28 protein-coding genes are annotated in these 25,220 nt (G+C 47.5%); 5 read left to right on the top strand and 23 right to left on the bottom strand.

Translation table 11 applies throughout. The annotated features are described in order from the left end of the window. Window positions 1–64: 64 nt before the first annotated feature. Window positions 65–958 (top strand): hypothetical protein, encoded by an 894-nt coding sequence (locus SBG41_RS10175; RefSeq protein WP_317895426.1) that lies wholly within the window; start codon window positions 65–67, stop codon window positions 956–958. Here SBG41_RS10175 and SBG41_RS10170 read toward each other — a convergent pair. Then, window positions 948–2,237 (bottom strand): aminotransferase-like domain-containing protein, encoded by a 1,290-nt coding sequence (locus tag SBG41_RS10170; RefSeq protein WP_317895425.1) that lies wholly within the window; start codon window positions 2,235–2,237, stop codon window positions 948–950. The genes SBG41_RS10175 and SBG41_RS10170 overlap by 11 nt on opposite strands. A gap of 73 nt (window positions 2,238–2,310) precedes the next feature. Between SBG41_RS10170 and SBG41_RS10165 the strand changes: the two genes are divergently transcribed. After that, complete coding sequence (locus SBG41_RS10165) at window positions 2,311–3,060, top strand: hypothetical protein (RefSeq protein ID WP_317895424.1); 750 nt, start codon at window positions 2,311–2,313, stop codon at window positions 3,058–3,060. On the opposite strand, the gene SBG41_RS10160 is transcribed toward SBG41_RS10165, so the two are convergent. After that, window positions 3,038–3,598, bottom strand: a complete 561-nt coding sequence (locus tag SBG41_RS10160; RefSeq protein WP_317895423.1) for a hypothetical protein — start codon at window positions 3,596–3,598, stop codon at window positions 3,038–3,040. The two genes, SBG41_RS10165 and SBG41_RS10160, sit on opposite strands and share 23 nt — an antisense overlap. Window positions 3,599–3,825: 227 nt before the next feature. Beyond that, window positions 3,826–4,599: a KaiC domain-containing protein gene (locus SBG41_RS10155; RefSeq protein ID WP_317895422.1), complete on the bottom strand. Its 774-nt coding sequence runs from the start codon at window positions 4,597–4,599 to the stop codon at window positions 3,826–3,828. A gap of 149 nt (window positions 4,600–4,748) precedes the next feature. Here SBG41_RS10155 and SBG41_RS10150 point away from each other — a divergent pair, with 149 nt between their 5' ends. Together SBG41_RS10150 and SBG41_RS10145 are read left to right on the top strand one after the other, a co-directional pair. Beyond that, window positions 4,749–5,249: a DUF2299 domain-containing protein gene (locus tag SBG41_RS10150; RefSeq protein WP_317895421.1), complete on the top strand. Its 501-nt coding sequence runs from the start codon at window positions 4,749–4,751 to the stop codon at window positions 5,247–5,249. A gap of 178 nt (window positions 5,250–5,427) precedes the next feature. Next, the gene (locus tag SBG41_RS10145) at window positions 5,428–6,996 is read left to right on the top strand and encodes a cation:proton antiporter domain-containing protein (protein WP_317895420.1); all 1,569 of its coding nucleotides are present in this window, start codon (window positions 5,428–5,430) and stop codon (window positions 6,994–6,996) included. 246 nt (window positions 6,997–7,242) lie between these two features. Here the strand turns inward: SBG41_RS10145 and lig are convergent, their stop codons facing one another. From lig to SBG41_RS10110, 7 genes are all read right to left on the bottom strand, one after another. Next, a complete protein-coding gene (lig, locus tag SBG41_RS10140; RefSeq protein ID WP_317895419.1) occupies window positions 7,243–9,066 on the bottom strand; it encodes a DNA ligase in 1,824 nt (607 codons plus the stop codon). Between the two features lie 73 nt (window positions 9,067–9,139). Beyond that, the gene (locus SBG41_RS10135; RefSeq protein WP_317895418.1) at window positions 9,140–9,643 is read right to left on the bottom strand and encodes a hypothetical protein; all 504 of its coding nucleotides are present in this window, start codon (window positions 9,641–9,643) and stop codon (window positions 9,140–9,142) included. Between the two features lie 66 nt (window positions 9,644–9,709). Then, window positions 9,710–10,363: a 4Fe-4S dicluster domain-containing protein gene (locus SBG41_RS10130; RefSeq protein ID WP_317895417.1), complete on the bottom strand. Its 654-nt coding sequence runs from the start codon at window positions 10,361–10,363 to the stop codon at window positions 9,710–9,712. A 13-nt stretch (window positions 10,364–10,376) separates the two neighbouring features. Continuing rightward, on the bottom strand, window positions 10,377–13,010 hold the full coding sequence (locus tag SBG41_RS10125) for a molybdopterin-dependent oxidoreductase (RefSeq protein ID WP_317895416.1): 2,634 nt from the start codon (window positions 13,008–13,010) through the stop codon (window positions 10,377–10,379). A 16-nt stretch (window positions 13,011–13,026) separates the two neighbouring features. Beyond that, a complete protein-coding gene (gene nrfD / locus SBG41_RS10120) occupies window positions 13,027–14,199 on the bottom strand; it encodes an NrfD/PsrC family molybdoenzyme membrane anchor subunit (protein ID WP_317895415.1) in 1,173 nt (390 codons plus the stop codon). Between the two features lie 343 nt (window positions 14,200–14,542). Beyond that, the gene (locus tag SBG41_RS10115) at window positions 14,543–14,800 is read right to left on the bottom strand and encodes a hypothetical protein (protein WP_317895414.1); all 258 of its coding nucleotides are present in this window, start codon (window positions 14,798–14,800) and stop codon (window positions 14,543–14,545) included. A gap of 166 nt (window positions 14,801–14,966) precedes the next feature. After that, window positions 14,967–15,635, bottom strand: coding sequence for a metallophosphoesterase (locus SBG41_RS10110; protein WP_317895413.1), 669 nt, complete (start codon window positions 15,633–15,635; stop codon window positions 14,967–14,969). 163 nt (window positions 15,636–15,798) lie between these two features. Between SBG41_RS10110 and SBG41_RS10105 the strand changes: the two genes are divergently transcribed. Then, a complete protein-coding gene (locus SBG41_RS10105) occupies window positions 15,799–16,437 on the top strand; it encodes a hypothetical protein (RefSeq protein ID WP_317895412.1) in 639 nt (212 codons plus the stop codon). Window positions 16,438–16,523: 86 nt separating this feature from the next. Here SBG41_RS10105 and SBG41_RS10100 read toward each other — a convergent pair whose 3' ends face one another. The 13 genes from SBG41_RS10100 to SBG41_RS10040 all read right to left on the bottom strand — a co-directional run bounded on the left by SBG41_RS10100 (window position 16,524) and on the right by SBG41_RS10040 (window position 25,195). Beyond that, window positions 16,524–17,633 carry an SPOUT family RNA methylase gene (locus SBG41_RS10100; protein WP_317895411.1) on the bottom strand — a complete coding sequence of 370 codons (1,110 nt, stop codon included), beginning with the start codon at window positions 17,631–17,633 and terminating at the stop codon, window positions 16,524–16,526. A gap of 165 nt (window positions 17,634–17,798) precedes the next feature. Then, window positions 17,799–18,449 (bottom strand): 30S ribosomal protein S3ae, encoded by a 651-nt coding sequence (locus tag SBG41_RS10095; protein WP_317895410.1) that lies wholly within the window; start codon window positions 18,447–18,449, stop codon window positions 17,799–17,801. Window positions 18,450–18,456: 7 nt separating this feature from the next. Continuing rightward, entirely contained in the window at window positions 18,457–18,789 is a 333-nt protein-coding gene (locus tag SBG41_RS10090) for a KEOPS complex subunit Pcc1 (protein WP_317895409.1), read from the bottom strand. Continuing rightward, window positions 18,758–20,041, bottom strand: a complete 1,284-nt coding sequence (locus SBG41_RS10085; RefSeq protein ID WP_317895408.1) for a hypothetical protein — start codon at window positions 20,039–20,041, stop codon at window positions 18,758–18,760. Before SBG41_RS10085 ends, SBG41_RS10090 begins: the two co-directional genes overlap by 32 nt. A gap of 156 nt (window positions 20,042–20,197) precedes the next feature. Beyond that, entirely contained in the window at window positions 20,198–20,677 is a 480-nt protein-coding gene (locus SBG41_RS10080; RefSeq protein WP_317895407.1) for a 30S ribosomal protein S15, read from the bottom strand. A 146-nt stretch (window positions 20,678–20,823) separates the two neighbouring features. Continuing rightward, entirely contained in the window at window positions 20,824–21,399 is a 576-nt protein-coding gene (locus SBG41_RS10075) for an XTP/dITP diphosphatase (RefSeq protein ID WP_317895406.1), read from the bottom strand. After that, window positions 21,384–22,052, bottom strand: coding sequence for a Kae1-associated kinase Bud32 (locus tag SBG41_RS10070; protein ID WP_317895405.1), 669 nt, complete (start codon window positions 22,050–22,052; stop codon window positions 21,384–21,386). The genes SBG41_RS10075 and SBG41_RS10070 overlap by 16 nt, the downstream gene beginning before the upstream one ends. Then, a complete protein-coding gene (kae1, locus tag SBG41_RS10065; RefSeq protein ID WP_317895404.1) occupies window positions 22,043–23,134 on the bottom strand; it encodes a KEOPS complex N(6)-L-threonylcarbamoyladenine synthase Kae1 in 1,092 nt (363 codons plus the stop codon). The genes SBG41_RS10070 and kae1 overlap by 10 nt, the downstream gene beginning before the upstream one ends. Beyond that, complete coding sequence (locus SBG41_RS10060) at window positions 23,088–23,279, bottom strand: 30S ribosomal protein S27ae (protein ID WP_317895403.1); 192 nt, start codon at window positions 23,277–23,279, stop codon at window positions 23,088–23,090. The genes kae1 and SBG41_RS10060 overlap by 47 nt, the downstream gene beginning before the upstream one ends. 51 nt (window positions 23,280–23,330) lie before the next feature. Then, window positions 23,331–23,711, bottom strand: a complete 381-nt coding sequence (locus SBG41_RS10055) for a 30S ribosomal protein S24e (RefSeq protein ID WP_317895402.1) — start codon at window positions 23,709–23,711, stop codon at window positions 23,331–23,333. A gap of 63 nt (window positions 23,712–23,774) precedes the next feature. Beyond that, the gene (locus tag SBG41_RS10050) at window positions 23,775–24,209 is read right to left on the bottom strand and encodes a DUF359 domain-containing protein (protein ID WP_317895401.1); all 435 of its coding nucleotides are present in this window, start codon (window positions 24,207–24,209) and stop codon (window positions 23,775–23,777) included. Between the two features lie 128 nt (window positions 24,210–24,337). Beyond that, the gene (gene spt4 / locus SBG41_RS10045; RefSeq protein WP_317895400.1) at window positions 24,338–24,553 is read right to left on the bottom strand and encodes a transcription elongation factor subunit Spt4; all 216 of its coding nucleotides are present in this window, start codon (window positions 24,551–24,553) and stop codon (window positions 24,338–24,340) included. A gap of 78 nt (window positions 24,554–24,631) precedes the next feature. Continuing rightward, the gene (locus SBG41_RS10040) at window positions 24,632–25,195 is read right to left on the bottom strand and encodes a DNA-directed RNA polymerase (RefSeq protein ID WP_317895399.1); all 564 of its coding nucleotides are present in this window, start codon (window positions 25,193–25,195) and stop codon (window positions 24,632–24,634) included. Window positions 25,196–25,220: the final 25 nt, after the last annotated feature.

Genomic DNA, 25,220 nt, shown 5'->3' with positions numbered 1-25,220 from the left:
ATCAAGGAGCATAGAATATAGGTTAAAGACCGCGACAGAGTTGAGGCATTGATGGGGCCGGCTCTTGCTCGCCGATGCTATCCTTATACGCAGTGGAAGCGTTTATCGTGACAAGATCCTCTTACTGCTTGAGAGAAATCATGTCTTGATTAAGCCTCTGCAGGCTTATTGGGGTGGCGTTGACGAGGCTTTGCGCAACGGCATCGAGCCCTTAATGGAGCCTAGAATTGGGGGCAGCAGCGGCGCTGGTACCGTCGTTGAGGCCGGCGTTGACGCACTTCCCGATATTCGTGGAAGGTTTGTTGCATTAGCTGGGATAGGCAAGAAGTATTTTCCTCCTCTCGTCGGTAACGGTTTTCTCTCAACATATGCTGTTGTACCCTACTCAATGGTTGCCGAAGCGCCCCGTAAGGAATATGCACCCCTATTACTTTACGCAGCTCTCGCGTGCCACGCTGCTGACGAGCTAGAGCTTAGAGATGCTTATAGCGTAGCGGTGCTCGGGGCAGGTCTTTTCGCCCTACTTGTCTCACATATTGCACAAGAGCGAGGGCTGAGTGTAAGCATCTATCCCACAACGAAGGAGAGCGAACGCATTGCGAAAGAACTTGGCCTAAGAATAAACCCATCCCTGGAACAATTAGGCTCGGACATAGATGCCGCAATTATATCATTGTATGATACGGTTGCCGTTGAGCACTTTCTCGCGAGAAGTGAGCCAAGGATCGCCGTTATTCATCCTCTACTGGCGTTCACAGGTATAAGGGTATCTCCTTCCGACTGGACGCTAATCGTTACTCCACGTGGCGGGAAAAGATACGTTGGGTGTGCAGTAAGGGTTCTTGAGAGGCTTTGGCAAAAAATATCCAAGTACATAGGGTTCGTTGAGGGATTAGCCCCTCCTCCTGATTGCTCAAAACTTCCCGTCCTTGGGTTGATTTACAGGGTTACTTCTTAGACGCGCGGTACTCCTTTATTGCCTCAGCTATTCTCCTTACACCTTCTCGTATCTCGTCTACACTTGGATAGCTGAAGTTGAGCCTCATTGTGTTGTGTCCTCCTCCTCTTGGGTAGAAGGCGTCGCCAGGTACGTATGCTACGCCTTTCCTTATCGCTATGTTCAGTAGTTCCCTGCTGTTGATGTCTTCTGGTAGCCATACCCAGACAAACATTCCTCCTATTGGCCTTGTCCACCTAGTGCCTTCAGGCATATAGTCTTGAAGTGCACCGAGCATTGCGTCTCTCTTCTCGCGGTACAGTTGCTTTATGAAGGGTATTCTCTCGTCTATTATGCCGCGTTTCAGAGCCTCTGCTGCTATATATTGGGTAAAGGATGGTGTATGCAAGTCTACTCCTTGCTTTATTAGCTCAACCTTGGCTACGATGTCTTTGTGTGCTATAACCCAGCCTACTCTCATACCGGGGGAGAGTATCTTGCTGATTGTGCTCGTGTAAATTACTCTGCCACTTTCATCAAGCGTCTTAAGGGGTTTTACATCGCGCTCCTCGAAGGTTATGAAACCATAAGGATCATCCTCAAACACTATTAGGTCATATTCTTCTGCCAGCTCGAGGAGGTGCTTTCGCCTATCCATGGGCATCGTGGTGCCGCCTGGGTTATGCGATGTAGGTATTGTGTAGATCATCTTAGGCTTTATTCCCTGGCTACGTGCTTCTCTAAGCCTTTCTTCTAGAATATCGGTTCTCATACCATCCTCGTCTATAGGCACTGTGATAAAGTTTACATTGAGGCCTTGAAGTGCGCTAAGCATGCCCAGGTACGTCGGCTCCTCGGTAACTATGTAGTCTCCTGGATTTAGGAAGGCGCGTGCAACCAGGTAGAGTGCTTGCTGACTACCAGTCGTGACTATTATATCGTCTTCGTCGTTAACCTTGACGCCGTGTCGCTGCGAGAACTCTTTAACAGCCTCAATGAAGTATCTAACACCCTTTGTTGGAGCATATTGGAGCGCCTTGTCTCCATGCTTATCTATAACTTCTGCTACTATTTGGGCAACTTCTTTTTTAGGAAATGTACGGGGGTCTGGAAGTCCTCCAGCTAAGCTTATTACACCGCCTTGCTCAACTACCTTGAGTAGCTCTCTAACGTCGGAAGCCTTTATCGACTTAGCGAGTTCGGAGAAGTACTTAGTGTAGTCTGTTATCCGGTGCGTCATCTTGTACCATCCACTTATTACTTTGCAAAGGTTAGGATTAATAACGAGTACCGCATTCAAGTTAGTGCATCTAGGTAAGCAGGATATATTGTGATACCACTCTCTAGCAGTTTTACCAGGCAGGCGAAGAATAATGGCAACCATGAACTTGCAAGACGTGCTCGAGGAACAGAGGCTACTGCTTGAAGCGATTACGCGGGGAGAGTACTGCTGTCTAAAGCATGGACTACCCTATATTACACCGGGCATTCTATCCGCACAAGCATTCTGCGAATACAAGGCAGTATATGAGCTTATCGAATCGCCTCGTAAGCCTACAGCTAGCGAGGCGAGAGAATATGTCAAGTTAATCCTTCGTGCAAAAAGGTTTCTCCCAAGAAGGCTTGAGGGCTATTTTGCCCTGGATACCCCTCTTGCCGCACTTATACACTCTGTACCAATTATCGGACGTCCACATAGCATAGTATTCACTAATGGCTACGTAAAAGCAATAGTTATCGGCAAGGTCTCAAAGAAGCATCAGCGCCTATATATCAGCGATAGAGTAAAACTGTATGCCTATGGCCTCCTAGCAGCAAAAGCTAAGCTTCCACTAGGCTCATATACAAGACTAATTCTAGTCTCAGCTAACACTAGAGATAAGCTCCTAGACGGGCTTAGGATAACCTATGAGTGGCTACAAGTAGGCGGCTCGTACCCTCCAAGGTCGCAAGCATATACAATACACTTCTTAGCACACGACGAGGCCCTCGAAGAAGAACTGCTTTCACCCCTCCTTGCATATTGGCGCGGAGAACGCGACGAGAAGCCTAATCCAGGCCCCTGGTGCAAGACATGCCCGTTTAAAGAAAAATGCCCGCTCAGTTCTCCTCACAGATACTAGGAATGATATTGTCAACAATATAGTTGAATATCCGTGCATAAATGAGGGCGTGTAGCCCAAACACTATGATATTTATGAAGAGGTCTATGGAGGATACTTTATACTTGCCTTGGAGTTTTTCACAATTATTCTGAAGCACGTATTCGATATAGTAAAGTGTGGCTATAAAGCCGAGCGGCAAAGCACCCACAATGAAGGGAATCATATCTATACGCGCATTACCACAAACTCTTAGCACTGACATAGTAAAGAGGTAAAGTTCATAGAGCGTGAATACAACCAGGGGAAGGCTTAGGAAGTATATTATTACAAACATCCTTGTAGCATAGTCTAATGGGAATCCAAGGTTAACTATAACTGCTGGTAAAAACGTAGACATAGCACTAAGTATTGCCGAAGACATTATTGCCGAACTTGGAGCATGAAGGAGGCCTTCCGAGACGCTAGCCTTACAACGCATAGTGGTATTATCGTTACCTACTTGTTCAGCTTCATTAGTAGAAGCCATTACCGTCCCCAGGAAGCTTTCGCTGCTCAATCTAGCCGTCTCCATAATAGAATGCGCAGAGGTAAAAATAAGACATCGAGACGTATAATCTAGCACTAATCGGCGGCGATGTGGATCGCCTGCGACGACGATACCGCAGCCCCACGCTTAGGGGCTGCGGGGTGCTGATGAAGAGCCGTGCCGAAGCCGCCAATCGTTACTAGTCTCTTATTAGCTAATAGGGGGACAAGTCAACAGCACTTATATTGACGGTGCTTTTATGCTTCTGTGCTTGCTACGGACTCTTCTACTATGCCTCTTCTTGTTATTCTTAGGACTTTGTTATGGTATATGATTATGCCTTTGTCTGTTATCTCGAAGGGGTGTCTTCTCATACTGTGCTTTGTGCCTCTCATCTTCCAGACGATGAGGCTCCGCTTGAGCTCGCCTTCTATTTCGTCTAGGTCTAGGCGTATGATGCCGTCGGCGGCGTGTTCTACGCCTGGGCCTCCGAAGCCCCTCTCAGTTACAGAGACCTGGCTTACAAGGAAGCTAGTGGTGCCTAGGCCGCTTAGTACGCGCTTTAGCATCATTACTACGCTTCGCGCAACGCTTGGCTTCGTGAGGTAGAGCGTTGATACTGAGTCAATGACGACTCTTTGCGCGCCAGTGTCTCTTATTGCTTCTTTTAGGACGTCTATTAGGAGGCCGACGTCTGATGGATCTCTTACAACGTATTTTTCTCTCTTAGCGGCCTCCCCGATGCCACCAGTAAACGCGTCAACTATTGCAAATGTTCCTTCGCGCTCGTAGGGGCGGACATCCCAGCCGAACTGTGCCATGTTAATCCTCACTTGTACAGGGTGCTCCTCAAGTGCAACATAGACACCGGGCTCACCCATTTGTAAGCCGTTCCAGAGGTATTGTTGGCTCATAATGGTCTTGCCAGTACCGGGGCCGCCGCTCAGCAGCACAACGTTTCTCCTAGGTATACCGCCGTAGAGTATTTCGTCGAGCCCGGGTATACCGGTCTTTACGCGTTCTATTGGCATAGGGTTTCACCATGTGTTTTTCTACGGGTTTTTCTCCTAGAATAGTAATATGTCTCTCTCATATAAAACCGGGTCGCTCAATGCCTTACTATAGGCAAAGCAATAATACTCCTCAGCGTAACTCGGCTCTACCTAGGTGTACAGACTCCTTGAGTAAATTGAGCCGAGACACTGTGCTAGCGTGGCTTGGTGAATCGGGGTTCTTAGTAGCACCTCTAACTGCACAGCTTCCCTCAAACGCTGAATGGGGGCTACTTGTATCAACACCTCCACCATTACAAGTTAAACTAAGGCTTCTTGGGCTCAAAAATGGCGACCTAGTATTTGGTGTCGGTGTTAATTTCTCTGAGAAGCATGTTTCTGAAATAAATAAGCTTAAGCCTGAGGAAAGGGTAAAATTATCAGCAGAGATAATCTCTTCCATTCTCAGCGTTTGCCCCTATTGTAGAATCGCTCTGAGGGAGAGCCTTGCAAACCCAGTAGCTCTTATAAGCGAGATATTAATCAAGGGCGACGAGGTCTCTAAACAGAGGCTTGTAGACGATGCTGCGCGCCTCGTAAATGTGTTTCTCATAGTTAACACTATTCTTTGGAAAAGATTCCCACTAATCGAGGTTGTTGAGGGCAAACAGTCGAATATATTCATGTAAAACATTGTTTTTCTTGCATTACATGTATCAAAACCCTGTATGGATCGATAACTCGAACGTTATGGTGAGATTTTGAGCTGTTAAAGATAGCATTTACACTGGTACACGTTGAATAAAGCAGTATCACTTAGCCAGAGACCGATAAGGGCCGCTTGCTCTGTATCTCAGGTGATGCGTGTTGAATGAAACCGTCATGGCTGCCGTGCTAATAGGACTGCTGCTCTTCCTCTCAAAGCTAGGCGAGGAAGTCGCGCTTAGGCTTAGGCTTCCCGGCTTCCTAGGCTCGGTACTAGCTGGCTTACTGATAAGCGGTGCTATATTAGGCTTAGTAACCCCCGAAGATCTTGCCCCTGCCCTACTGCTCCTCGTCATCGGGATTAATTTTACACTATTCCTTGCAGGCGTTGAGGAGCTTGCTAACCCTGCTTTACTCGTACCGTCACGGCGCGAGATGGCGGTATCAGCACTCATACTAGCTCTTTCGTCAACCCTGGTCGCTGCCGTGACGATGCTCCTACGCATTGTGAACGGGGTTCGAGAAGCCTTAGCTCTCGGCATCGTTATAGCCCTCGTCAGCGCAGGCCCCCTGGCGAAGATAGTGCTGGGGAGAGAGGATATCGGTGAAGAAGAGCTAAGCATTATGAGGATTGGGCTTCTTGTTGAGGTTGAAGGCCTAGTTGTGTTTAACGCGCTTGTAGCTGAAAGTAATATTGCTGAGCAATTAATCCTCTCTGCGACATTTGTCATATTCATATTCGTTGTGGGTAGGCATTACCTTACACAACTATTCCATATCATTGAGCGGTATTTTGCTGTAAGAGAGGCACCATTTGCAATGATAGTATCACTAGTGCTTATGACGGGCTATATAGCTGAGAGCATCGGGTTCAATGCAGCCGTAACTGCTCTACTTCTAGGCATGTTTCTCTCCGAGTACCTTGAGGAAAGACCTTTATACTTAGAGCGCATAAGCGCATTCACGTATGGATTCCTTGAGCCACTATTCTTCATAGGTATAGGTATCTATGCTACAAGGATAACTGCAAAAGAACTTGCTATAGCGATCCTGCTCCTTGCTGTAAGCCTTGCACCAAAGCTAGCCATAGCAAAGATTCAAGGCCTACGTTTAAGTCAAGGCTTAATTTATCTAGCAAAGGGCGGTGTTGACGCGGCATTGCTCCTCTCAATGCTACAGGACGGGCTCATAGGTTTCCAAGTCTATACTACAGCGCTGACAACAATAATACTCTCGATAATAATTGCGTCGATTTACGCATCCTCGCCTCATCCTCATCGTCCGGAAGTCTATCGGCAAAGAATAGTTGACCTAGAGCTTGATAGAGATATAGTCCATATAGATATGCCGGCAGACGAGGCGGCCAAAATAGTTGCTGAGAAGGGTGCACTCGTTGTAGTAGATGATCACCTACGGCCAGTCGGATACATAACTGCGCGAGACTTTGTTGAAGTTGACCCGGATCTACTAGAGAATATTCCGCTGAGGTTCTTTATGAGAAAAGAAGTACCCATCGTTAGCAAAGATAAGACTCTGCAAGAGGTCTTATTTGACGTCTCGCTCCTTAGTGAGCCAATAATGGCTGTTGTTGACGAAGAGGGCAGGGTAATAGGCACGCTGAGGCCTCGAAAGCTCCTTGACGTGCTCCTACGCAAAAGGCAACGTCAACAGACTATTACGGGAGAGGAGCTGGGCTCAGGAGCGCCGGCCCCGCAACATCCCCGCCAGTAATGCAGGCGGGTTCATGATTACCCCGCGAACCGGGATCCCTCGTCATAGCCAATAGGAGGGAAGAGTACACACGACATAATATTAGGATTACACACTGTTTTAATGAGCATTTAACAAGCCTCGCTATAAATGGCCGGCTCGGCGAAACTCTGAACAGTCATAACCCCCGTTGCGAGGGTTCCTACTTGCCGGGTAGTCCTCACAGCCACATGGATATGTGTGATACTGCTCCCGGTTGAAAAATCACTATGCTTGCTCAGCCGTTTGTTCCTCCTTTATTCTGCGAAGTTGCCTCTTGTACATCTCGTAGAGTTCCTTGGTCGTGGTTGCGTCTTCAGGGCCTTTATCTGGCCTCCAGCGCACGAACCTTGGGAACCGTATCGATATCCCAGCGCCTGGCTTTACCCATCCATAGCAACAAGTGTGTATTGGACTCAGCGTTAACTCTGCGCCTATGACTTCAGCCACTAATGCCGGCTCAACCCATACATCAGGCTTCATCTGGCTATCAACTCTAGCCGGTTTGCGGTCACGAATATACGGCTTAAGCATATCGTCCAGGCGCTCAAGGTCCTCATCAGTGAAGCCGCTGCCAACCTTGCACACGCTCTTGAACGTGTCCGAATCTGGGTCATAGGCAGCCATAAGGAGTGCACCAAATTTGCCCCCGCGGCGTCCTCGTCCATAGAATGCACCAATCACTACTAGGTCAACGGTGTCCGTCATTTCTGACTTGTAGTCACGCTTGTACTTTATCCATAGCCAGCCGCGTGCACCTGCCTGGTATATGCTCTTCTCGTGTATCGCTTTCGCCATAACACCTTCTGCGCCATCCTCTATGGCTTTGAGGAAGAACTTTTCAAGCTCCTCTGCACTATTTGTCACAATGCCTTCTGCTAGGCGCCAGGTCTCTTGCTGCTCTATTATCTTCTCGAGGGTTTCTCGGCGTCTGGGTAGAGGTTTCATTGTCAAGTCTTCGCCATTAGCGTATACACACTCGAATAAGAATACTGCCACAGGTATCTCTGAAAGGTATAAGTGTATGTCGTGTTTACGTCTTCTTCTCATTAGTACCTGGAAGGGTCTTAGCTCACCTGTCTCAGGGTCTATTGCAACTATCTCTCCTTCTACAATTGCCTCGTTTGCCTTAATCCATTTCTTAGCCATCTCGACAACGTCGGGATACATGTGGGTAATGTTCTCTAGCCTACGAGAGAATATCCATATCTTGTCTCCCTTCTTGTGGATCTGGGCGCGTTCTCCGTCATACTTGTACTCTACTAGTGCTCGTCCTCCCAGCTTCTTGAGTATCTCTGCTGGATCATTCAAGCGCTCAGCAAGCATCGGCCTAATTGGTATCCCGACTTCAGGCTTTATGTTCTTTAAGGCCTCTATTCCCTGTGTAGCAAGTATCTTTGCAATCATTCCTAGGTCTGCTCGGAGATTATATGCACGCTCTATGATGTTTCTCATGGCCGCGCTTCCACCATATACTACTGCGAGGGCTTCCATGATGGTGGCGTCGCCGACCCCGAGGCGGAGACGGCCCTCAACGAAGCGAGCAATGTATTTTGCTTCTTTGGGAGAAGCTTCTGCTAAGAGGCCAGCAAGGAGTTTGAGCTTGATATCCCTACTTCCCTCGCCCTGTGCCATGGCTATTTTAGCTAATGTGTCATAGACGCGCTCAACGGTGAGCCCTTCTGCGCCACTAGGTTTCTTTATATAGGCAAGTAGGCCGACGGCTTGCTGTTTCTGCGCTTTTTGCTGCTTTATTTTCTCAATAGCTAAGCCTATATCGCCGAGCTTCTTTGCGAGCTGCTCAAGCTCCTGCTCAGATACTTGGAGAGCTATTGATGCGGCCTTTATGAGGAGCTTCTCGCCCACGCCGAGCTCGGGTAATCCTTTCCAGTCTGGCCAAAGCTTTCCTTGAAGAATATAGACAACTTTGTCTATCACGTCGGGAGGCGTCTTCTTAAACAACTCGACGAGGTAGAGGAGCATCTGTGTCCTAGCAGTAACTCTTTCAAGCTTTTCAAACGTCTCAGCAAGTATAGAGAAACTCATAGGCATTACGACTACACCGTCCTCCCAGTATTAGTACCGAGATTTGTAACCTTAATACCCTCAGGCCTCATGTCACGGACTAGCTTCTCTCTATTATTTCGTCAAGTGGCTCCTTGAGGGGATCACGGCTCTCGATTACTCGAACAACCTCGTTGTAAATGCTGCGCACATCTTCATAGCTGGGCACACCCTTTAGGCCGCAATAGATTAGCCTTACATCACTAATCTCAACCCTCTTGTCGCCATTATTTTTAGTTGCAACGGCTACTAGTTCTCCCTTAGCAGGCTTTACACCATTAAGAACGAGTCTGCTAAGACTCTCTTCATGAAGCGGCTTATAAATAAGAAATATTTCGTTGCTGCTTAGAACGTTATGCTCTGATGTCTCGCTTTCGAGAAACATGCTAGCCTCTTGGCGCTCTAGGCGCTTGTATACATCTATTGATAACATATAGCAATCCTTTTCTTTGAGAGGCAATATAAGCACACGCCGAAAGGTCTCGTACCAGTACTCTTTGACACCTAGATCCTTCTCTTCTATATCCGGAAGTGCAGGGAGAGGAGCCTTTTCGCCACGCCTCAAGAAGGAAGCCCAAGACGGGTTTCGGAAAAAGCATAGGGGTGTAAAACTTTCTGTAAGCCTCTGCTCTCATTTCCTTGGCTGCTGCAATACGAAGAAGAGCCTTGGCCTAGTGTTCGCCAATGGACCTTCTGGTGTACCTGGTACTGCTCGGCCCTCGTTAACTATCTGTGCCACCTCACTATTCGGGTCATCAAGATCGCCGAAAATCCTTGCCCCCGTTGGACATGTCTCAACGCATGCTGGCAGTCTTCCTTCAGCGAGCCTATGATAGCAGAAGGTGCACTTATCAACTGTTCTCGTATAGTGATTTACGAATCTTGCTGCATATGGGCATGCAGCTATACAGTAGCCGCAGAGTATACATTTCTCCGGGTCAACAGCTACTATGCCATCCTCTCTCTGGTAGCTCGCTCCAGTCGGGCACACCGCTACGCATGGCGCGTTTTCGCAGTGGCGGCAAAGATTGTGGACGAATAACAGTGATACATTCGGGTACTTGCCCATGTAAAGTCTGTGGACTGTTGTCCTCATCCACACTCTCTCAATAGGCTTCTTTGCCTCCACCGGGTCGTGTTTCTCAGCCGCCTCGTCAAGTGCTCTTAGCAGCGGCGGCTCCTCATAATAACTCGGTGATAGGAGGTTCTCGGCCATACATGCTGCCGCGCATGCATTGCATCCAACGCACTTACTCAGATCTATTACCATTGCATACCTTGCCATAACTATCACCCCCTTAGGCTTTCCTTATTCTTACAATGAAGTCAGCCATTATCCTTGATCCAGCAATAGGGTCAACCACAAAGACGTTGAGTTTGTTTAGCGGGGGCACGTGAGAGTCTCTGAACCTTGCGGGTGCCTTGGTGTTACCATAGTTTGCTGGTATGAAGACTGTGTCTGGTCGTATCGCATCAGTCACAAATGCCCGTGCCCTGAAGCAGTTACCACTCTCGCTGCAAACCTCTATGGTATCGCCGTCCTTTATTCCAAGCTGCCTAGCTCTCTCAGTGTTTACCCAAACAGAGTTCATGTCCCTTGTTGTCAGCTTGAGTGCTAGTAATGGATTGTCCTCTGTGGATGTATATGACATCGTTGGAACCTTGCCCGTTATGGCCACGAATTCGTCTGAACCGAGGTTCTTTCTCACTATCATCCAGCGCGGCGGCACCCATGTTGGGAGCGGGTGCCATTCTGGCTTGATTGGTAAGCCTTTCTTCTTGATGAGGCCTAGTAGTTTTAGTGGAAGTATCTCGATCTTCCCGGTTGGGGAGTTGAGCCAACCATTTTCTAGTATCTTCTTGTTCATTTCTAGGCCCCATTCCTCTGGGGCGGCAACTATTGCGCCGTCTTTTCGCAGTCTGTTATAGTCTATGCCCATGCACTTTGCCTGCGCCTTGACAATGTTCGATGTGAGGTCATCATATCCTTTTGTCTTCATGTATTCTTCTATAACTTTCTTGAAGTCCTCGGCACAGTTGCTCGGCCCTATTTCTTCGGCAAGCATTTCTGCAAACTTCTCGAGCAACGACTCGTCAACGCCAGCTATGATGTCTGCAAGTATTTCGAGCATGTTCTTGCACTCAGCATCGCTTGGAGGTTTGTGGGCTGCGAAGGCAGCTCTCACTATCTTAGCGGTTGTGAATGGGGCGCCAGTAATTGTGTAGCTTCTCTCCGTGTATGCACACTCTGGGATGAAGACGTCGCTGTAGGCAACAGTGTCGTCTGGCGTAATTCCTATGTCTACAATGAGATCTACTGTTGACAAAGAGGCCCATTTCTCAAAGATATCTGCGATGAACGTTCTTGCCGGATTGGCTCCTATTACTATTATCACCCATCCCTCCTCTTTTTGCAACTCCTCGAAGGGCCACCGATACGCATTAAACACTAGGAGCGGTCCCTTGATCTTCGAACCATCACTCAGCGTTATCTCAAGGCTTGCCTCGCCTGGATAAAGCACTGACTTCGGCGAAGCAACCGGAGGACCAGCTCGATTTAATACGCTCTTAATACCGGCAGCGGAAAGCACTACTCCTCCAGGCCTTAGGAGATTACCGGTAAGCGCGGCTAGGACTCCAGCTGCTCGGTAGAGCTGGAAGCTGTTCCACCATCTATTCGTGTTCCAGCCCGTCTCTACTGTGGCCGGCTTTGTTGTAGCGAATTCTCTTGCTATACGCCTAATGGTGTCTACTGGCACATCTGTTATTTTTGACGCCCACTCCGGCGTGTATTGTGAGACGTGATTTCTTAGCACCTCAAAGACTGTTCTGACTCTCTTTCCTTCAAATGTCCGCGCGTTATCAGGCAAGGTTAGAGCTGGCATTCTTGCTTCGCTTACCCATGTGAAGCTCTGTGTTGCTTCATCGTATACTAGAAAGTCTATTAGCTCAACCTCCTTACCCGCTATGCTCCTCTTTACTTTCCTAGTCTTTACGGGCGAGAAACCGTCAGCGGTAATTATCATAGGGGCATTCGTGTACTTTGAGAGATATTCTTTATCGTAAAGTCCTTCGTTTATTATTACGTTTATCATTGCTAGGAGGAATGCTAGATCCGTGCCAGGCTTGATTGGTATCCATTCATCTGCTTTAGCTGCCCACTCGCTTAGCCTAGGCTCGAGGACTACTAGCTTGTAGTTCCTCCTATTCATTCCCGCTTTGGCTGTTTGACCGACGGCTATTGAACCGCCAAGGTTTCTGCCAAAGCTTAGGAAGTACCTTGTGCGCGAATAGTCTGGCACTATTTCGGAGTGTTTTCCGGCTAGCCCCATCATTCCCCATGCGATTGTCTTTGGCATAACGCACGTGGTTAGCGGCATACTTATGACGTTCGGTATGCCAAGTGTCTTAACGAAGCTAGCTATGTGTGGATGATATGTTGCACAGCCTATCTGACCTATTATCACTATTGTCTTCTTTGCTAGTTCTCCCCTTTCCTTTAGTTCGCGCAGCTTCTTTGTAACAATGCTTATCGCTTGCTCCCAGCCCGTCTCCTGGAACTTCCATTCGCCACGCTTGCTGCCAGCGATACGTATCAGTGGCTTCTTTATACGGTCAGGGCTGAGAGCCTTCATGAGGCCTGCGTTTCCGCGTGCACATATTCTTCCAGCGTTGAGTGGAGCCGCTGCTGGGTTGCCGAGTATTCTCTCGGGGCGACCATTTCTTACCCGTACCAGTATGCTACACTGGGCTGTGCACATTCTACATATGCTCGGCACGTAGGTTACATTGACGGGGCCAAGCTTCTTTGACTGAAGCGCTAGTATTTTCTCGTTCCTGGCCGCTAGATTCTTTCCAACAGGTATTGATACTGCTGCAGCAGTTATGCCTGCAATCTTGAGGAATTCTCTACGACTAACCTGCATACTCATATGGTTCACCCCTTATTCATTTTTGGAGAAAACGTGGAAGGAGTGCTTCAGCAACAACATATACTAGGAGACCGAGGGCAAAAGCCCCAATAACTATAGCAGCTTCGCTTAACTCAACGTGGTAGCTGGCACCCTCGTGTACTATATAGTAGGGGTTAAGTGCCGCGCCGAGGTATTGGTACTTAGCACGTACTATCTGTGCACCTATTATGATTCCATACTTCTCTGCAAAAGCTGCTAGTATGAAGAATGTTGAGGCAAGCAATGTTAGCAGCTTGTCTCCTCTGCGGAGCAGTGCCGTGACGGCTATGAGTGGTGCCAGTATATAGCCCAACAATATCTCTACGCCATAGAATATCGCGGCGTGGTGACCGCTGCTTAGCTCTTCGAAGAGGAGCCTTGTAGGCTCTGAGACTGCTGACATAGACTTCCACCAAGCAACAGCAATGCCGAGAACTACTGCTACGGCGGCAACAATGGCGGCAGGCATGTTTGTGACAAAGGGCTCTTGTTTCGTCCTTGTCTCAGGAGCTTCAGCAAAACGGATAGTGGGCAACACTATTACCGCCATCCATGCTGCTCCTAGGCCTATTGCCGCTACTAGGAACATTAGGCCAAGATTCGGTGAAGTGATTGCTTGTAGCCCAACCGCGTTCCCAAATACTTGGCCAAGGTTGATCTCAAGGCCGATGCCGCCAAGAATTGTTATAATTGCTAGTACTTTATCGGCGAACGTGAACTCTCTTCGAGTAAAGAATGTATTGTGGACTAGTATGAGGAATGCTGGCAGTGCTAGTACGCCGTAGAAGACGGGCATCCACGCGATTCTCGAGGAGGACTGCCATCCTTTGAGAAGCCATACAGCGTGATCAGGCCTTCCTAGATCTGCTAGTACTATGTACCATGCTGGTATGAGGAGGCCAAAGACAAGTATGTAGAGATGTCGTACAAGTCTAACTACTGCATCATCGCTGGGGCGGTAGAGGAGAAGGATAGATGCTATTATTGCTACTCCTGCTCCGGAGCTTGCAAAGAACACATAGCTTGGAACCATTATCCCCCATGGAAATACAGCTCTCTCCTCCCACGGAGTTGTAGGACTGTATCGTTTTGCTGTAAACCATGCACCAATAGCTGCAAGCACTACTAGCACGACAATGCCTGCGAGAAGTGCTGTTTTCCCGCCCATATACGAGCCACCCTTATCCTCAATGTCAAATTATACGCGTAACATTCTAAAATAATAAAAACCGGGTATGTCAACCTAAAAAAATATATAGCTAAATATTTTTACAACGTTAATGAAACATCAAAACTTGCTTAAATCACATATTAAAAATAGAAATAAAATAAACTTAATATAGATACTATACACTATTATTCTAAACAAGATAGAAAACATGCAAAATGGGTATTGGTCTATATCGTGAAGAAGATGAGGTAAGAACTAAGACGCAAGTACTTAGTACCATACTGGCTAAAGGATTAGAAAATTAGGCCAAACACGCGAGTACCAAAAAGCTTCCTTAATATTATATCCGTCTACGCGGTTGCTGCGCACGAAGCCAAGGAGTTATGGGCTCTAGCTGGCGACCGCAGAACGGGCACTTGTAGTGAAGCCTCTTAGCATCTGCCGCACAGAAGTATGCATCGTATCGATCTTTACAGTAGGGACACACATAGACTACATCAAGTGTTAGGTCCAGCTTCTTGGCACAGATCCTACACTTTACAGTTACCCAGCCCTTGTGCCCTACCGCGTTTATGCCTTTGAGGCCTGCCGTTGACAACCCTTATCCCCGGTGCCTCGCTAAGAGACTCCAGTACTATATTAGTTGCTCTCCTAGAGACACCTCTAAGGGGTCTGTGAGGAGAGCGCTCTTCGCTGAAAAACATATATGTAGAAAAGGCCGGGATTACCGAGACCCTAACGAACCTAGACAGCTCAAAGGCTGATTATAGCCGTTTTAGTCGCACAATATAGACATTATTCTCTACATCAACCAATACTACTGCATAGTTTCCTCTCTGGAGAGGCCCTGGGTTTAGTGCAAGGGTTACGCCTATGTTGGTTACTCCTGGAGCCTCGTGTATATGACCACTAAACAGAAGCCTCGGCTGATATTTCTCTATCAGTTCACGCAGTGATTTGCTTCCTACGAATTCTCCTCCTCTGACAAGGTCTAAGCCGCTGCGATATGGCGGTGTATGAGATATCACAACAAGCCTGCTGTTCTCAACACCCTTTGTTTTTTCTAGGAGTTCACTAAGCTTCCTGCCCAGATATTCATCGCTATACTCAAAAGGTGTGTTGAAAGGCGTGTATATTGAGCCCCCCATGCCCACAAACACGAGTCCTTCTAACTCAACGATCTTTTCGTGAGCAGGATACGTATTCTCTACATTAAGCTTGACGCTCTCGGGGCTATCACAGTTACCGGGAACCCATATCACGGGAGAACCTTGAGAGGCAAGTTCTTCTAAGACTTCACGCGCCTCATCCAGGGAACCACACCCAGCAAGGTCACCAGCAACAACTGTCAAGTCCCGTTTAATATCACGAAGACCTCTTACATAGCGCATTGCTGCATGTATGTCAGAAATGACTAAAAGCTTACGAAACATTGCTCTATCACCCTCCTTCCCTCTTTACTATACCCATCCATTTATTTCAGAAGTGTAATAGTGACATAGCAATAAGTAAATTTTTCAATATAAGCTGTACATGTTTTGACGAAAAATGCGAGAAGTGTTGGAGCAATAATCATTTGTAGGAAAATTCGTGAAAATGATAACCATATTAAAAGCCCTTGGGCTCAGCCTAGAACGAGGTGGAGAGAAAAGAGAGGCTGAGAGCGGCTTGGCTTGGAGAAACATGATGACAAACATAATAGCGTCCTCGATCGAGACTGTTAAGAAATCTTGCCTTGAAGGAGAGCTTGAAGCAGAAGAGTGCGCCAAAGCATTAATAGCTGCCGCTGACGCCGTGTACTCTCCCTTAAAACCCGTAGATTCAGGACTTGGTGAGGCTAGGAGGATAGCAGGTATTCTTTCCTCTATACTTGCAAACGCGTTTATCGTCATGTTTGTAAATGAGAGAGGAGAGGAACCTCTGAAGGACGTGCTCAACGCGCTTAAAGAGCTTAGGGAAGGCGATGTATCTGATAAGGTTAAAGAGATCTTGGAGGCTGCCCAAGTAGTTGTAGAGCCTGCCACGGCACCGGAGCCTAGAGAGGCCATGTACAAGGATATAGAGGAGTACGTAAACCCGCCTCAGCCCCAGATTCCTAGAAGAAGGAGGCAGCAAGTACGCAAGCCCGACCCTAATCAGAGACTGCGTCGACTCATACGAGAGCTCGGTAGACGGGACCCAATACTCGCGAAAGCGGTTGCACGATTACTAAGAGAAAGAGGAATTAGCGCCTAAGAGAGGAAAACATGTTTGAAACCAATCACAGCTAGCTAACTACCCTTTTTCAATAATAGCTGCTTTTCTCGTATTTATAATTACTTTTAGTCTTCCGGTTGTAGTTGTTCCTCTTCTTCACCAGGCTCCTTTGCCAGGTAGTCGTGAACCGCGCTTCCAATAGCTATTAGTGCTGCCGCTGCTGCGTACTCGGTTGAAAGGGTTATTCCGGGGGCTATGTCAAGAACAAGGTCAGCGAACCTATACACGCCTTCCGGTATGCCTTCGCGTGACCCGAAAAGCAGGTTAACGCGCCTATGTTTCCTTAGTAGCTCGTATACTTCTTTTGCTCTCTTTGATATATGGTCGCCCTCGGGCTCAAAGACTATTATGGCTTCATTGCTTCTACTACGCACTAACTGATAAAGGTCCTGAAGATACACGGGAACCTTATGAACACTTCTTCCATAGCTCTTTTTCTGTATATTATATCTTGATTCTATGCCTTCGAAGACCCCATCGAGGAATGTCTTTAGCTGAAGAGCATCTACAAGGCCTATCGGTGCTACCACGAGTTCTCCAACCTCAAAGTTTTGAACTTCTCTACCAATCCTTACCCCCATTGTCCGACAGGCATCAAGCGGACCTAGATACGGCATTTGAACAACGGCTATCTTCCTATAGATCTTGTACAAGGGATACTTTCCTGGCTTCATCTTCTTCCATTCTCTTGAACCCGGGTAAAACGCTATGTATGCACGATCGCCGATTATTTCGACTGCAACAACTTTGTCGGGAAACCTCAAGTTAACTGAAGCTCCAGTAGCTTTCCGGACAGCATCTCCGACAACAACGTTTACATCTATGCTTGTAAAACTATGTCTGCCTCGCCTTACAGTCCTCACGGCAAAAGTCTCATTGCTTGAGATAAACCGTGGGGCTAGACTGGCCGCTACTCTTGCTATTTCACTAGGGACTGCTGGAGCACAACCCTCAATAATTTCTACTTTCTCTACTTCGGGAATACGATTCTCTATTTCCTTAGCAACTTCGTATTTATTTTTCGATGGTTTAACAAGGACGAGTCCTTTAAATCCGCGGGGAGAAACAATGACTTCAGCTTTTGGATCTATTTCTGAAATGTAGCTAGCAGCTACACGCTCCATACCTAGAACGGTTTTCACAAGTATATAGTTACATTGTTCTTCTGCTTCCATCTTGCTGAAAACACCTCTTGACTGGGCTCTCAGCACGACTATACCTTCCATAAAGAGAAAGAGAATAACCTAGAACCTTGCATTAATCTGCTTAGTACACCAGGAGACGAGAATAAAAATACAAAACAGGCCATAAAATCGTTCTTGTAGTATCTGTGTTGACTTTTAGCGTACTTCGAACATTAGCGGAGACACAACCACTGCTGGCTGAGGCTTTCCGTCTGGCCCTGGAACAGTTAGCAGCTTTGACTTGTATATCTCGACTTTTCTTATTGGGTAAATCTTCTTGGCTGCCTCGAATATCTCATTAGCTAGCTGCCCGAACAGCATTGCCTTAATTAGCTCGTCTAGCGTCATTTCCGCAGTGCGCTTCGTAATTATCTCTCCCATTATCTTACGTATCGCCTTCTTTTGGCTTGTCTTACAGCGATAGGTTGTAAGCACTACTCCCGTTATTCTTAGGCCATAACCGTCCTTTGTCGTAACGTTGTATATGCCTTGGATCTTGCTACTCTTACGCCTAATGAAGCTTTTCATATAGTCTCTTGCGAGTTCGTGACCCTTAAACCTAGTGATGGCCCTCATGTTTTCCTCGTCTACATCTATTACCTGGAAGTAGAGGTGAACATGCACTAGCGAGAAGTCGCCTGTTATATCGTATAGCGTGGTCTCCATTACTCTGCCTATGAGCTTACGTGGATCATCCGCAGGCGTTGTACCCAGGACAACATTCCCGAAAACGGGAGGCGCAATTACCTCGTACCACTTCTTTAGACGCCACGTATCCCTTGCTCCGCCGTAGCGGCGTCGGCTCATTACAGTCCTACCCCCGTTCCGTGGACTCGTTGCCTGCCTGCTTTAAAGTCTTAGCAGCCTCCTCTAGTGTTTTGAGTAAGGAATATATGAACTCTAGTATTTCGTCAACCGTATTTTTCACGGAGCCTACTCGATAAGGCTGCTCTATAAGAGCTTCAACAACTATGCGTAACCCTTTGGCCGCTATTTCTTCCTTTATTCTCAGCCATGGAGGCGCTGTTAAATTATCAGGCTTAATGGCCTTTAAGAGAGCCTCGGCCTCTCTCTTGCCAAGCTCTTCTATAGTAATGTCAACCAGAACTTTCATATTATTTGCATTTCTCTCGTTGGACTGCTCCAAAGAGCGACCCCTCTATGTAGTCAATGCACTTCTTTTCTATTGCTTCTTCGAGCCAAGGATACCCGTATGTATAGAGAAGCTGTTCTAAAAGAACTATAATGCCGTGCCCTGTAGCTGCACCAAACACTTCTCCCTCACTGATATGCCCTAGCTGTTGTAGTATTCGCTCAACTATTGGATGAAAATGCTCATCTACCTCGGCTACTCGTAACCGTAGCTTATTTAATATAAGCGACTCAGTACCTTTGCTAATCACTTCCTCGATGCTTTCTATCATTTTCTCGAAGCTGCTCATATACATGTAGTAAGCTGCCGCCGCTAAGGGCTCCTCCATAATTCCTATCATGCTCAATTGCTGCGCATATCTGCTTGCAGCATATCTTGCCAAAACATATTGAGCTTCTCTTAAATCGCGTAATGGAAATACAAAACTATAGTAAGTTGTACCGATGAGTTCAGTTGGCCTACGAGGCCCTTTACTACTCTTCTTGAGAAGCTCGTAGAGTTTTTCGCCAAGAACAGTGACACTTTGCTCCGGAGCTTCCTTTAGGGTCTTTCCTATAAGTGGCGCAATCCTAGGATCAGATTCAAGGAACTTGATTGCGTTGCCCAGATGCCCGCTAAGCCCTGGTAGGAAGGGTTCAAGGGTGAGCGATATTGCCTCCTCTGTTCCAAGCTCTTGCCACCGGAAAAGCCTTAAATTGAAGCTTTCTTCAATCTTATTCTCAAGCTTTAGCATGTCAGCTATACCGGCTTCTATTCCCACGAACTCGGCTTTCTTGCCTTTGTCAAGTTTCCTCCAGTAGCCTGCTATGAGCCCGTAGATCGAATTGTACCCGACAACAGTTAATTCGGAGAAAACAGCGGCAGTTAGTGCAGCTACGCTTGAGTCCATCGAGGAAGTAACAGCAACGTGGAGAAGGCCTTGGGGTTTTTCGCCGAAGCCTATCAGAGCGGATGGCTTACTAGCTCTTATTTCCTGAGCAATATAGGCTGGATACCCGAGAAATAGTGTAGGCTCGGATACTTGGCGTGGAACTATTGGTGCCATGCTTATAGTGAAATCAACCCCGTTACGATATAGCGCGCTAACAGCTATTGCTGAGGCCAAAAGAGCATCAAGTGATGGAAAAACGACTATATCAACGTACCCATATTCCTTTACTGCTGCGCCTATTTGGCTTGCTGCAGGCTTCAGTAGAGCAGCCTCCCTTTCGCTAATAATTTTCTCAAATGCCTGGTCTAGCGACAATCCCCTACCCGCTTAGTCTACAAGCAAGAACAGAGAAAAATCCTACTAGGATAAGCGCCGGTTCTCTTGAACTAGTACACCACGTCTAGGCTATTATTATAAAATATTTAATTGAGTTATTGGAAGGCTTTAATAAAAAGGCCTTGTCTTGTTGTTCTACTTTGCAGCTTCGATGTAGAGGCCTCCGGCTACGAGTAGTTTCGCTCTCTGCGGGTCGTATTCCCAGTCTGGTGGCAGCTTACCTTCTCTCTTGTAGTACTTGACTATTCTCCTTATCTTAGCCTCGAGATCCAGTAAGCCCTTCTTGGCGTGTGTGTCCTTAGGGTGCTCCTCAAGATGTCGTCGCAGATTTACAGCCTTCTGAATGAGTCTGAACAAGTCCTCGGGTACGACCATCTTTATGCCGTGTTCCTCGAGGACTTCTGTTATAGTCTTTCCTAGTATAGGCTTTACCAACGGGATACCAAACTGGTCTCGGAGTATTATGCCTATCATGCTTGGTGGATAACCTTTCTTGGCTAGGTCTACAATTATTTCCTCAATCTCTTCTGGGTCGTATTGAACCCACTTTGGTATAGCTGGGCTAGCTGGCCTAGTTGAGTGAGATCTACCCTTCTTTCTCCTCTTTCCAGCCATTTCTAACACCCCGATGCGAGGCGAGCAGGAGCCAAATTACTTCTTATAGGGCCCCTGCTCCCCCAGGGGCCTTTGAGCTACTACCAGTCGGTGGCACTGAGAGCCTACGGGCTTATAAAAATCGCGAGCCTATGCCTCAAGTACTCCTATGCAATAAGATGGCCGTTCTCATACAGCCATTCGCAGAGCTTTCTCGCACTCTTACCTCTGTGCGAGTACTTGTTTTTCTCAATAGTGTCTAGCTCGGCGAATGTTCTATCAGAGCCCTCGGGCACGAATATTGGGTCAAAACCGAATCCTTTTTCTCCGCGTGGCTGTGTTGAGATAGTTCCTCTAGCCTCTCCTTCAAATACCTCTACACCATTCTCGTGGGCAAGAGCTATTACTGAGATAAATCTCGCACGTCTATCGACGACTCCGTTTAAAAGCTTAAGGATGCCGCTTATGCCAATAGTTTTGAATACGTACGCAGAATAGGGGCCCGGAAACCCCCTAAGGGCGTCAATAAATAGACCAGCGTCCTCAACGATAACGGGCCTGTGTATGATATTGAATGCTGTTGATGCAGCAAATATCGCTATCTCCTTAAGGCTATTACTCTGAACTTCTATCTTCGGCGCGTCAACGGGTGCGACGCTGTACCCGCATTCTCTTAGTACACTGTTTATTTCTTCGACTTTGTGCATATTTCTGGTAGCTATTGCTATTATGCGTTCCCCCATAGTGTCCTCCTCTCTGCCTTGTATCTTCCCATCAATCTGATCTCATTAACGATGCTGAGTACTTTAGATGTTTTCTCGGAGCCACGTACGCTTTTATAACCTTCTATAAGAATCTGGAATAAGTCGTCGGCGTGCTCGGGGTGTGTTGATTCGAGACTTCGAAGAAATAGGTGAACGTCAATTGCATTTTCCCTCTCGGTGCTATGAAGCGAGGATAAGCCGAAGTCTATCAAATAGACGTCGTCACCTACTAATACGTTGCTTGTAGTTAGGTCTCCATGGCTTATGCCGCTCTCGTGTAATATTGCTATATATTCTCCTAGCTTTCTTACTGCTTCAAATCCTTTTTCATCGTTGTCGTCTATTAGCTTACTGAGGCTCGGGTAAGGCAGATACTCCATGACTATGACCGCTTCTATGGGATCCACGAAGTAGAGTGCTGGCGCCGGAACTCCGAGCTCGAGCGCCTCCTTGATCGCTCGAGCCTCGGTTACGGTTCTTCTACGTCTCAAGAGCGTATCTATCTTGGAATGACGGTAATTCTTTGGAATTCTATGCTTTAGTAGTGCTTTTTTCCCGAACCAGTCTATGAGGTAAAGGTAGGCTTCCGCGCCCCTGTAAATAGGCTTAATGCTGCTAACCCCTAGCGCCATGGTATCTCAACCTCGTCTGGCCGCCAACGCTGCCTAACAACCGATTCCTCTATGGGCACCGTTACACCTGCAAGATAGTTTAGTAACCCAACCCATGCTATCATAGCACCATTATCTCCCGCTAAGGGGGTAGGCGGCCAACCAGCTTCTGCCCCGTGATAGGCAGTCATCGCTTTGATTTTTTCTCTTAGTATAGGGCTAGCAGCCACACCACCCGTCAATAATACGCTTGATTTCCGGGTATGCGCAAGACCCCTCTCGGCAACCTCTGTAGCTGCACTATACGCTATTTCCCTCAGTCCTAGACACACTGATGCCTTTTCCTGAGCCGTTTTCGCTTTATTCCATGCCCGTAGCGCTGCGGTCAATAGGCCGGAGAACGAGACATCCATACCCTTTACAACGTAAGGCAAGTCTGCCGGCTCATGGGCTCCTACAGCGCATCTGTCAACGACATGCATTCCTTCAACAACGTATGGAGGAGCTAGACCAGCATCACGGGCAAACGTATCAAGAAGATTGCCGAGAGCAATGTCTATAGTCTCGCCGAAAACACGGTATCTCTTCTTAGCAAATGCCGCAACCATTGTGTTGCCTCCCGAGACGTAGAGGACGAGGGGGTCGTGAAAACCGGTGTAGAGGCGGCCTATCTCTATATGGGCTACTGCGTGGTTTACCGGTACGAGGGACTTCGAGTAGTATGCTGCTAGTCCTCTAGCTATGGTAGCACCTATTCTTAGAGCCGGGCCTAGTCCAGGGCCAAGAGCTACTGCTATTGCATCAACATCTTTGATACTGACTCCTGCACTGCGAAGTGCTTCGGCTAAGACATGAGGAGCTACACGTGCATGGTGGCTCGCCGCTTCTCTAGGATGAATGCCCCCCTCTTTGGGGCGATACGTGTCGCGTACACTTGAAAGAATATAGGGTTCGTGAGTAGAGGCTATGCCTACGCCAAACGTGTGTGCAGTTGACTCTATGCCGAGAACTATTGCATCCTTCTCCCATTCGAGACGAGGATAAAGCTTACGAGGATCACCTCTTGGCTTCCCTAACGAACTCGGTGTGTCCACATTTACCACAGTGCCACCTCGGGACGGGATACTTGTGGAACGCCATGAAGCTTCCGCATCGTGGGCATATCTTGTTCTTCCTCTTTATGGTTCCCGTGTTGTAATCGTACTCGTAGAGGCGATGGACGTATAGTTTAAGTCCCTCCTTTGCCATTGCTTCTTCACCACCCAGGCGATTTTCTTGTCTCAATCACCTTTATAGGGGTTATTCCTCCATTTCCTCTGGGAGCTTGTTGCGTTCTATAATGTATTTTGGCTCGAATTGCAGCGCTCTTTCCACGTCGTCATACACGTGTACTTCGATGCGGCTAATGCCTACTCCGTACTCTGACTTAACGCTTCTGATATAGACGCGCTTAAAGTCAACATTCAGCGCCTTGGCGAACTGTGTTCTAAGTTTCATGCGGCTTGGTGTTGGCTTTCCAACATGTATTATAGTTGCATCAATTTCTCTTCTCTTGATAAGCGGGTTATACCAGTCCTTAGTAACATATACCTCGTAGCCTTCACCTAGGTCTACTTCAAGCTTCTTAGACCCCTTTGGTATAAACATCTCGATTACTTCACGCGGTATTTGCTGTGACACTTGCAGGCACCCCGCCGTGCAGTCTATAGTGTTCTCCCGCAGAGCGTGTTTGCCCCTGCGGGTTTATTCCTTTTTACCCTTAGCTGGGCAGGGAAGAAAGAATCGCAACAGATTGGCGGCTGAACGTTTATGCTCGTAGTCAACCTTAATCAGAACAGCTGCCAGTCCTGGCATCCCGTAAACAATGTATGCACCTATTGGTGCATAGAGCGCTGCAGGCAGGGCCAAGAGGTCCTCCTCACCTATTACGCGGATAGACGTGTTTCCTTCCCTTAGCGCCTCCTCTATAGCCTTGAGCGCACCAAGCGTCAATGTTGAGCGCGGATTCTCTACAGCAACTTCTCTATGGCTCGCTATCTTTGGGCAACTCCTCTTCTGGCGGCGTTCTACACAGTCATAGATTGCTACCCAGGGCGTTATCCCGCTGACGAGAAGCTGCTGAGTAACATGATCACCTACACTTATGACCCGCTTATAGCGCAGCTTATCTCTAGCCAAAAGTATGCTTCCTACCAGCTTAGCGCGGGGAGGGGTTGATGAGAGATACGCCCTCATACTGGCTGGAAGACATAGATCTGTCGGGAAAAACAAGCTAACATAGCTCACGGCTGCTCGGTTCCTCAGCATTATCTTACCTTAATCGCATACCTACCAGGCTTTTCGAGCCCAAGGGTTTTCGCTATCTTCGACTTCTCGGGATCAATAATTATTACCGCGCCTTCCCAATCATCAGAAAGATCCGTTGAGCCGCATACTGGGCAGCGTGTAGCCTCACGTGGCACTAAGCTTTTACACTTCCTACATGCCTTGAATGGTGGAAGACGGGCTCTTCGGACACTCATATCCAAACACCTTCTACATAATTAAACAGAGCAGTATTCACTATGAGCTTTTCCTATAGCTTTGAACTGATAAGGTTGTTATGACTGCTCTTCTTCCTTTTTCTTGCCCTGTTTATACCATTCAGGGCGGCCGAGATATGGTTGTCTTAACGTTAGTTGTACTCTTGGCCTCAAAGTAGGCTCTGTAGGCATTGATACGGATACTACTCGCGCTCTCACAACATTCCCGACTTCTATGATTTTTCTCGTCTTCTCGCCTATCATCGCCCTACGCTGCTGGTCAAATATAACGTGGTCGTCCATTAGCTGGGTTATATGTGCAAACCCTTCTATCGGGCCTAGGTTAACCCAGATACCGTATTGCTGTGCATTGACAACAACTCCTTCAACGACTTCCTTGACACGAGGCTTAAATGCGAGGACGCTATACTCCGAGTCATGATATGTTGCACCATCGCCTGGAAGTATGCGTCCATTAGGATCAACATTTACATCGAAAATAGCAACTATGATCCCCATATCTGGGTGGACAAAGCCAACGTACCTTTCCGTTAACACCCGTAGCGCTGCTTCCTCGAGAGGTGCTCCAAAGAGGCTTGGTGGAATCCTTACAACGTCCTTAACCCGGTAAACGACGTACAATTTGTCACCCTCGCCGCCATTTCCG

The organism is Pyrofollis japonicus (assembly GCF_033097485.1).
In the GTDB taxonomy this organism is placed as follows: Archaea; Thermoproteota; Thermoprotei_A; order Sulfolobales; family Pyrodictiaceae; genus Pyrofollis; species Pyrofollis japonicus.
The sequence above is the reverse complement of the archived record's forward strand: the minus strand, read 5'-3'. Positions and strand labels throughout refer to the sequence as shown.

What these genes read in the sequence shown, in the direction of transcription:
- SBG41_RS10165 (WP_317895424.1), top strand. Translation starts at nt 2,311, where the DNA reads ATGGCAACCATGAACTTGCAAGACGTGCTCGAGGAACAGAGGCTACTG.
- SBG41_RS10155 (WP_317895422.1), bottom strand. Translation starts at nt 4,599, where the DNA reads ATGCCAATAGAACGCGTAAAGACCGGTATACCCGGGCTCGACGAAATA.
- lig (WP_317895419.1), bottom strand. Translation starts at nt 9,066, where the DNA reads ATGCCTATGAGTTTCTCTATACTTGCTGAGACGTTTGAAAAGCTTGAA.
- SBG41_RS10130 (WP_317895417.1), bottom strand. Translation starts at nt 10,363, where the DNA reads ATGGCAAGGTATGCAATGGTAATAGATCTGAGTAAGTGCGTTGGATGC.
- SBG41_RS10125 (WP_317895416.1), bottom strand. Translation starts at nt 13,010, where the DNA reads ATGAGTATGCAGGTTAGTCGTAGAGAATTCCTCAAGATTGCAGGCATA.
- nrfD (WP_317895415.1), bottom strand. Translation starts at nt 14,199, where the DNA reads ATGGGCGGGAAAACAGCACTTCTCGCAGGCATTGTCGTGCTAGTAGTG.
- SBG41_RS10110 (WP_317895413.1), bottom strand. Translation starts at nt 15,635, where the DNA reads ATGTTTCGTAAGCTTTTAGTCATTTCTGACATACATGCAGCAATGCGC.
- SBG41_RS10105 (WP_317895412.1), top strand. Translation starts at nt 15,799, where the DNA reads ATGATAACCATATTAAAAGCCCTTGGGCTCAGCCTAGAACGAGGTGGA.
- SBG41_RS10100 (WP_317895411.1), bottom strand. Translation starts at nt 17,633, where the DNA reads ATGGAAGCAGAAGAACAATGTAACTATATACTTGTGAAAACCGTTCTA.
- SBG41_RS10095 (WP_317895410.1), bottom strand. Translation starts at nt 18,449, where the DNA reads ATGAGCCGACGCCGCTACGGCGGAGCAAGGGATACGTGGCGTCTAAAG.
- SBG41_RS10080 (WP_317895407.1), bottom strand. Translation starts at nt 20,677, where the DNA reads ATGGCTGGAAAGAGGAGAAAGAAGGGTAGATCTCACTCAACTAGGCCA.
- SBG41_RS10075 (WP_317895406.1), bottom strand. Translation starts at nt 21,399, where the DNA reads ATGGGGGAACGCATAATAGCAATAGCTACCAGAAATATGCACAAAGTC.
- SBG41_RS10070 (WP_317895405.1), bottom strand. Translation starts at nt 22,052, where the DNA reads ATGGCGCTAGGGGTTAGCAGCATTAAGCCTATTTACAGGGGCGCGGAA.
- SBG41_RS10060 (WP_317895403.1), bottom strand. Translation starts at nt 23,279, where the DNA reads ATGGCAAAGGAGGGACTTAAACTATACGTCCATCGCCTCTACGAGTAC.
- spt4 (WP_317895400.1), bottom strand. Translation starts at nt 24,553, where the DNA reads ATGAGTGTCCGAAGAGCCCGTCTTCCACCATTCAAGGCATGTAGGAAG.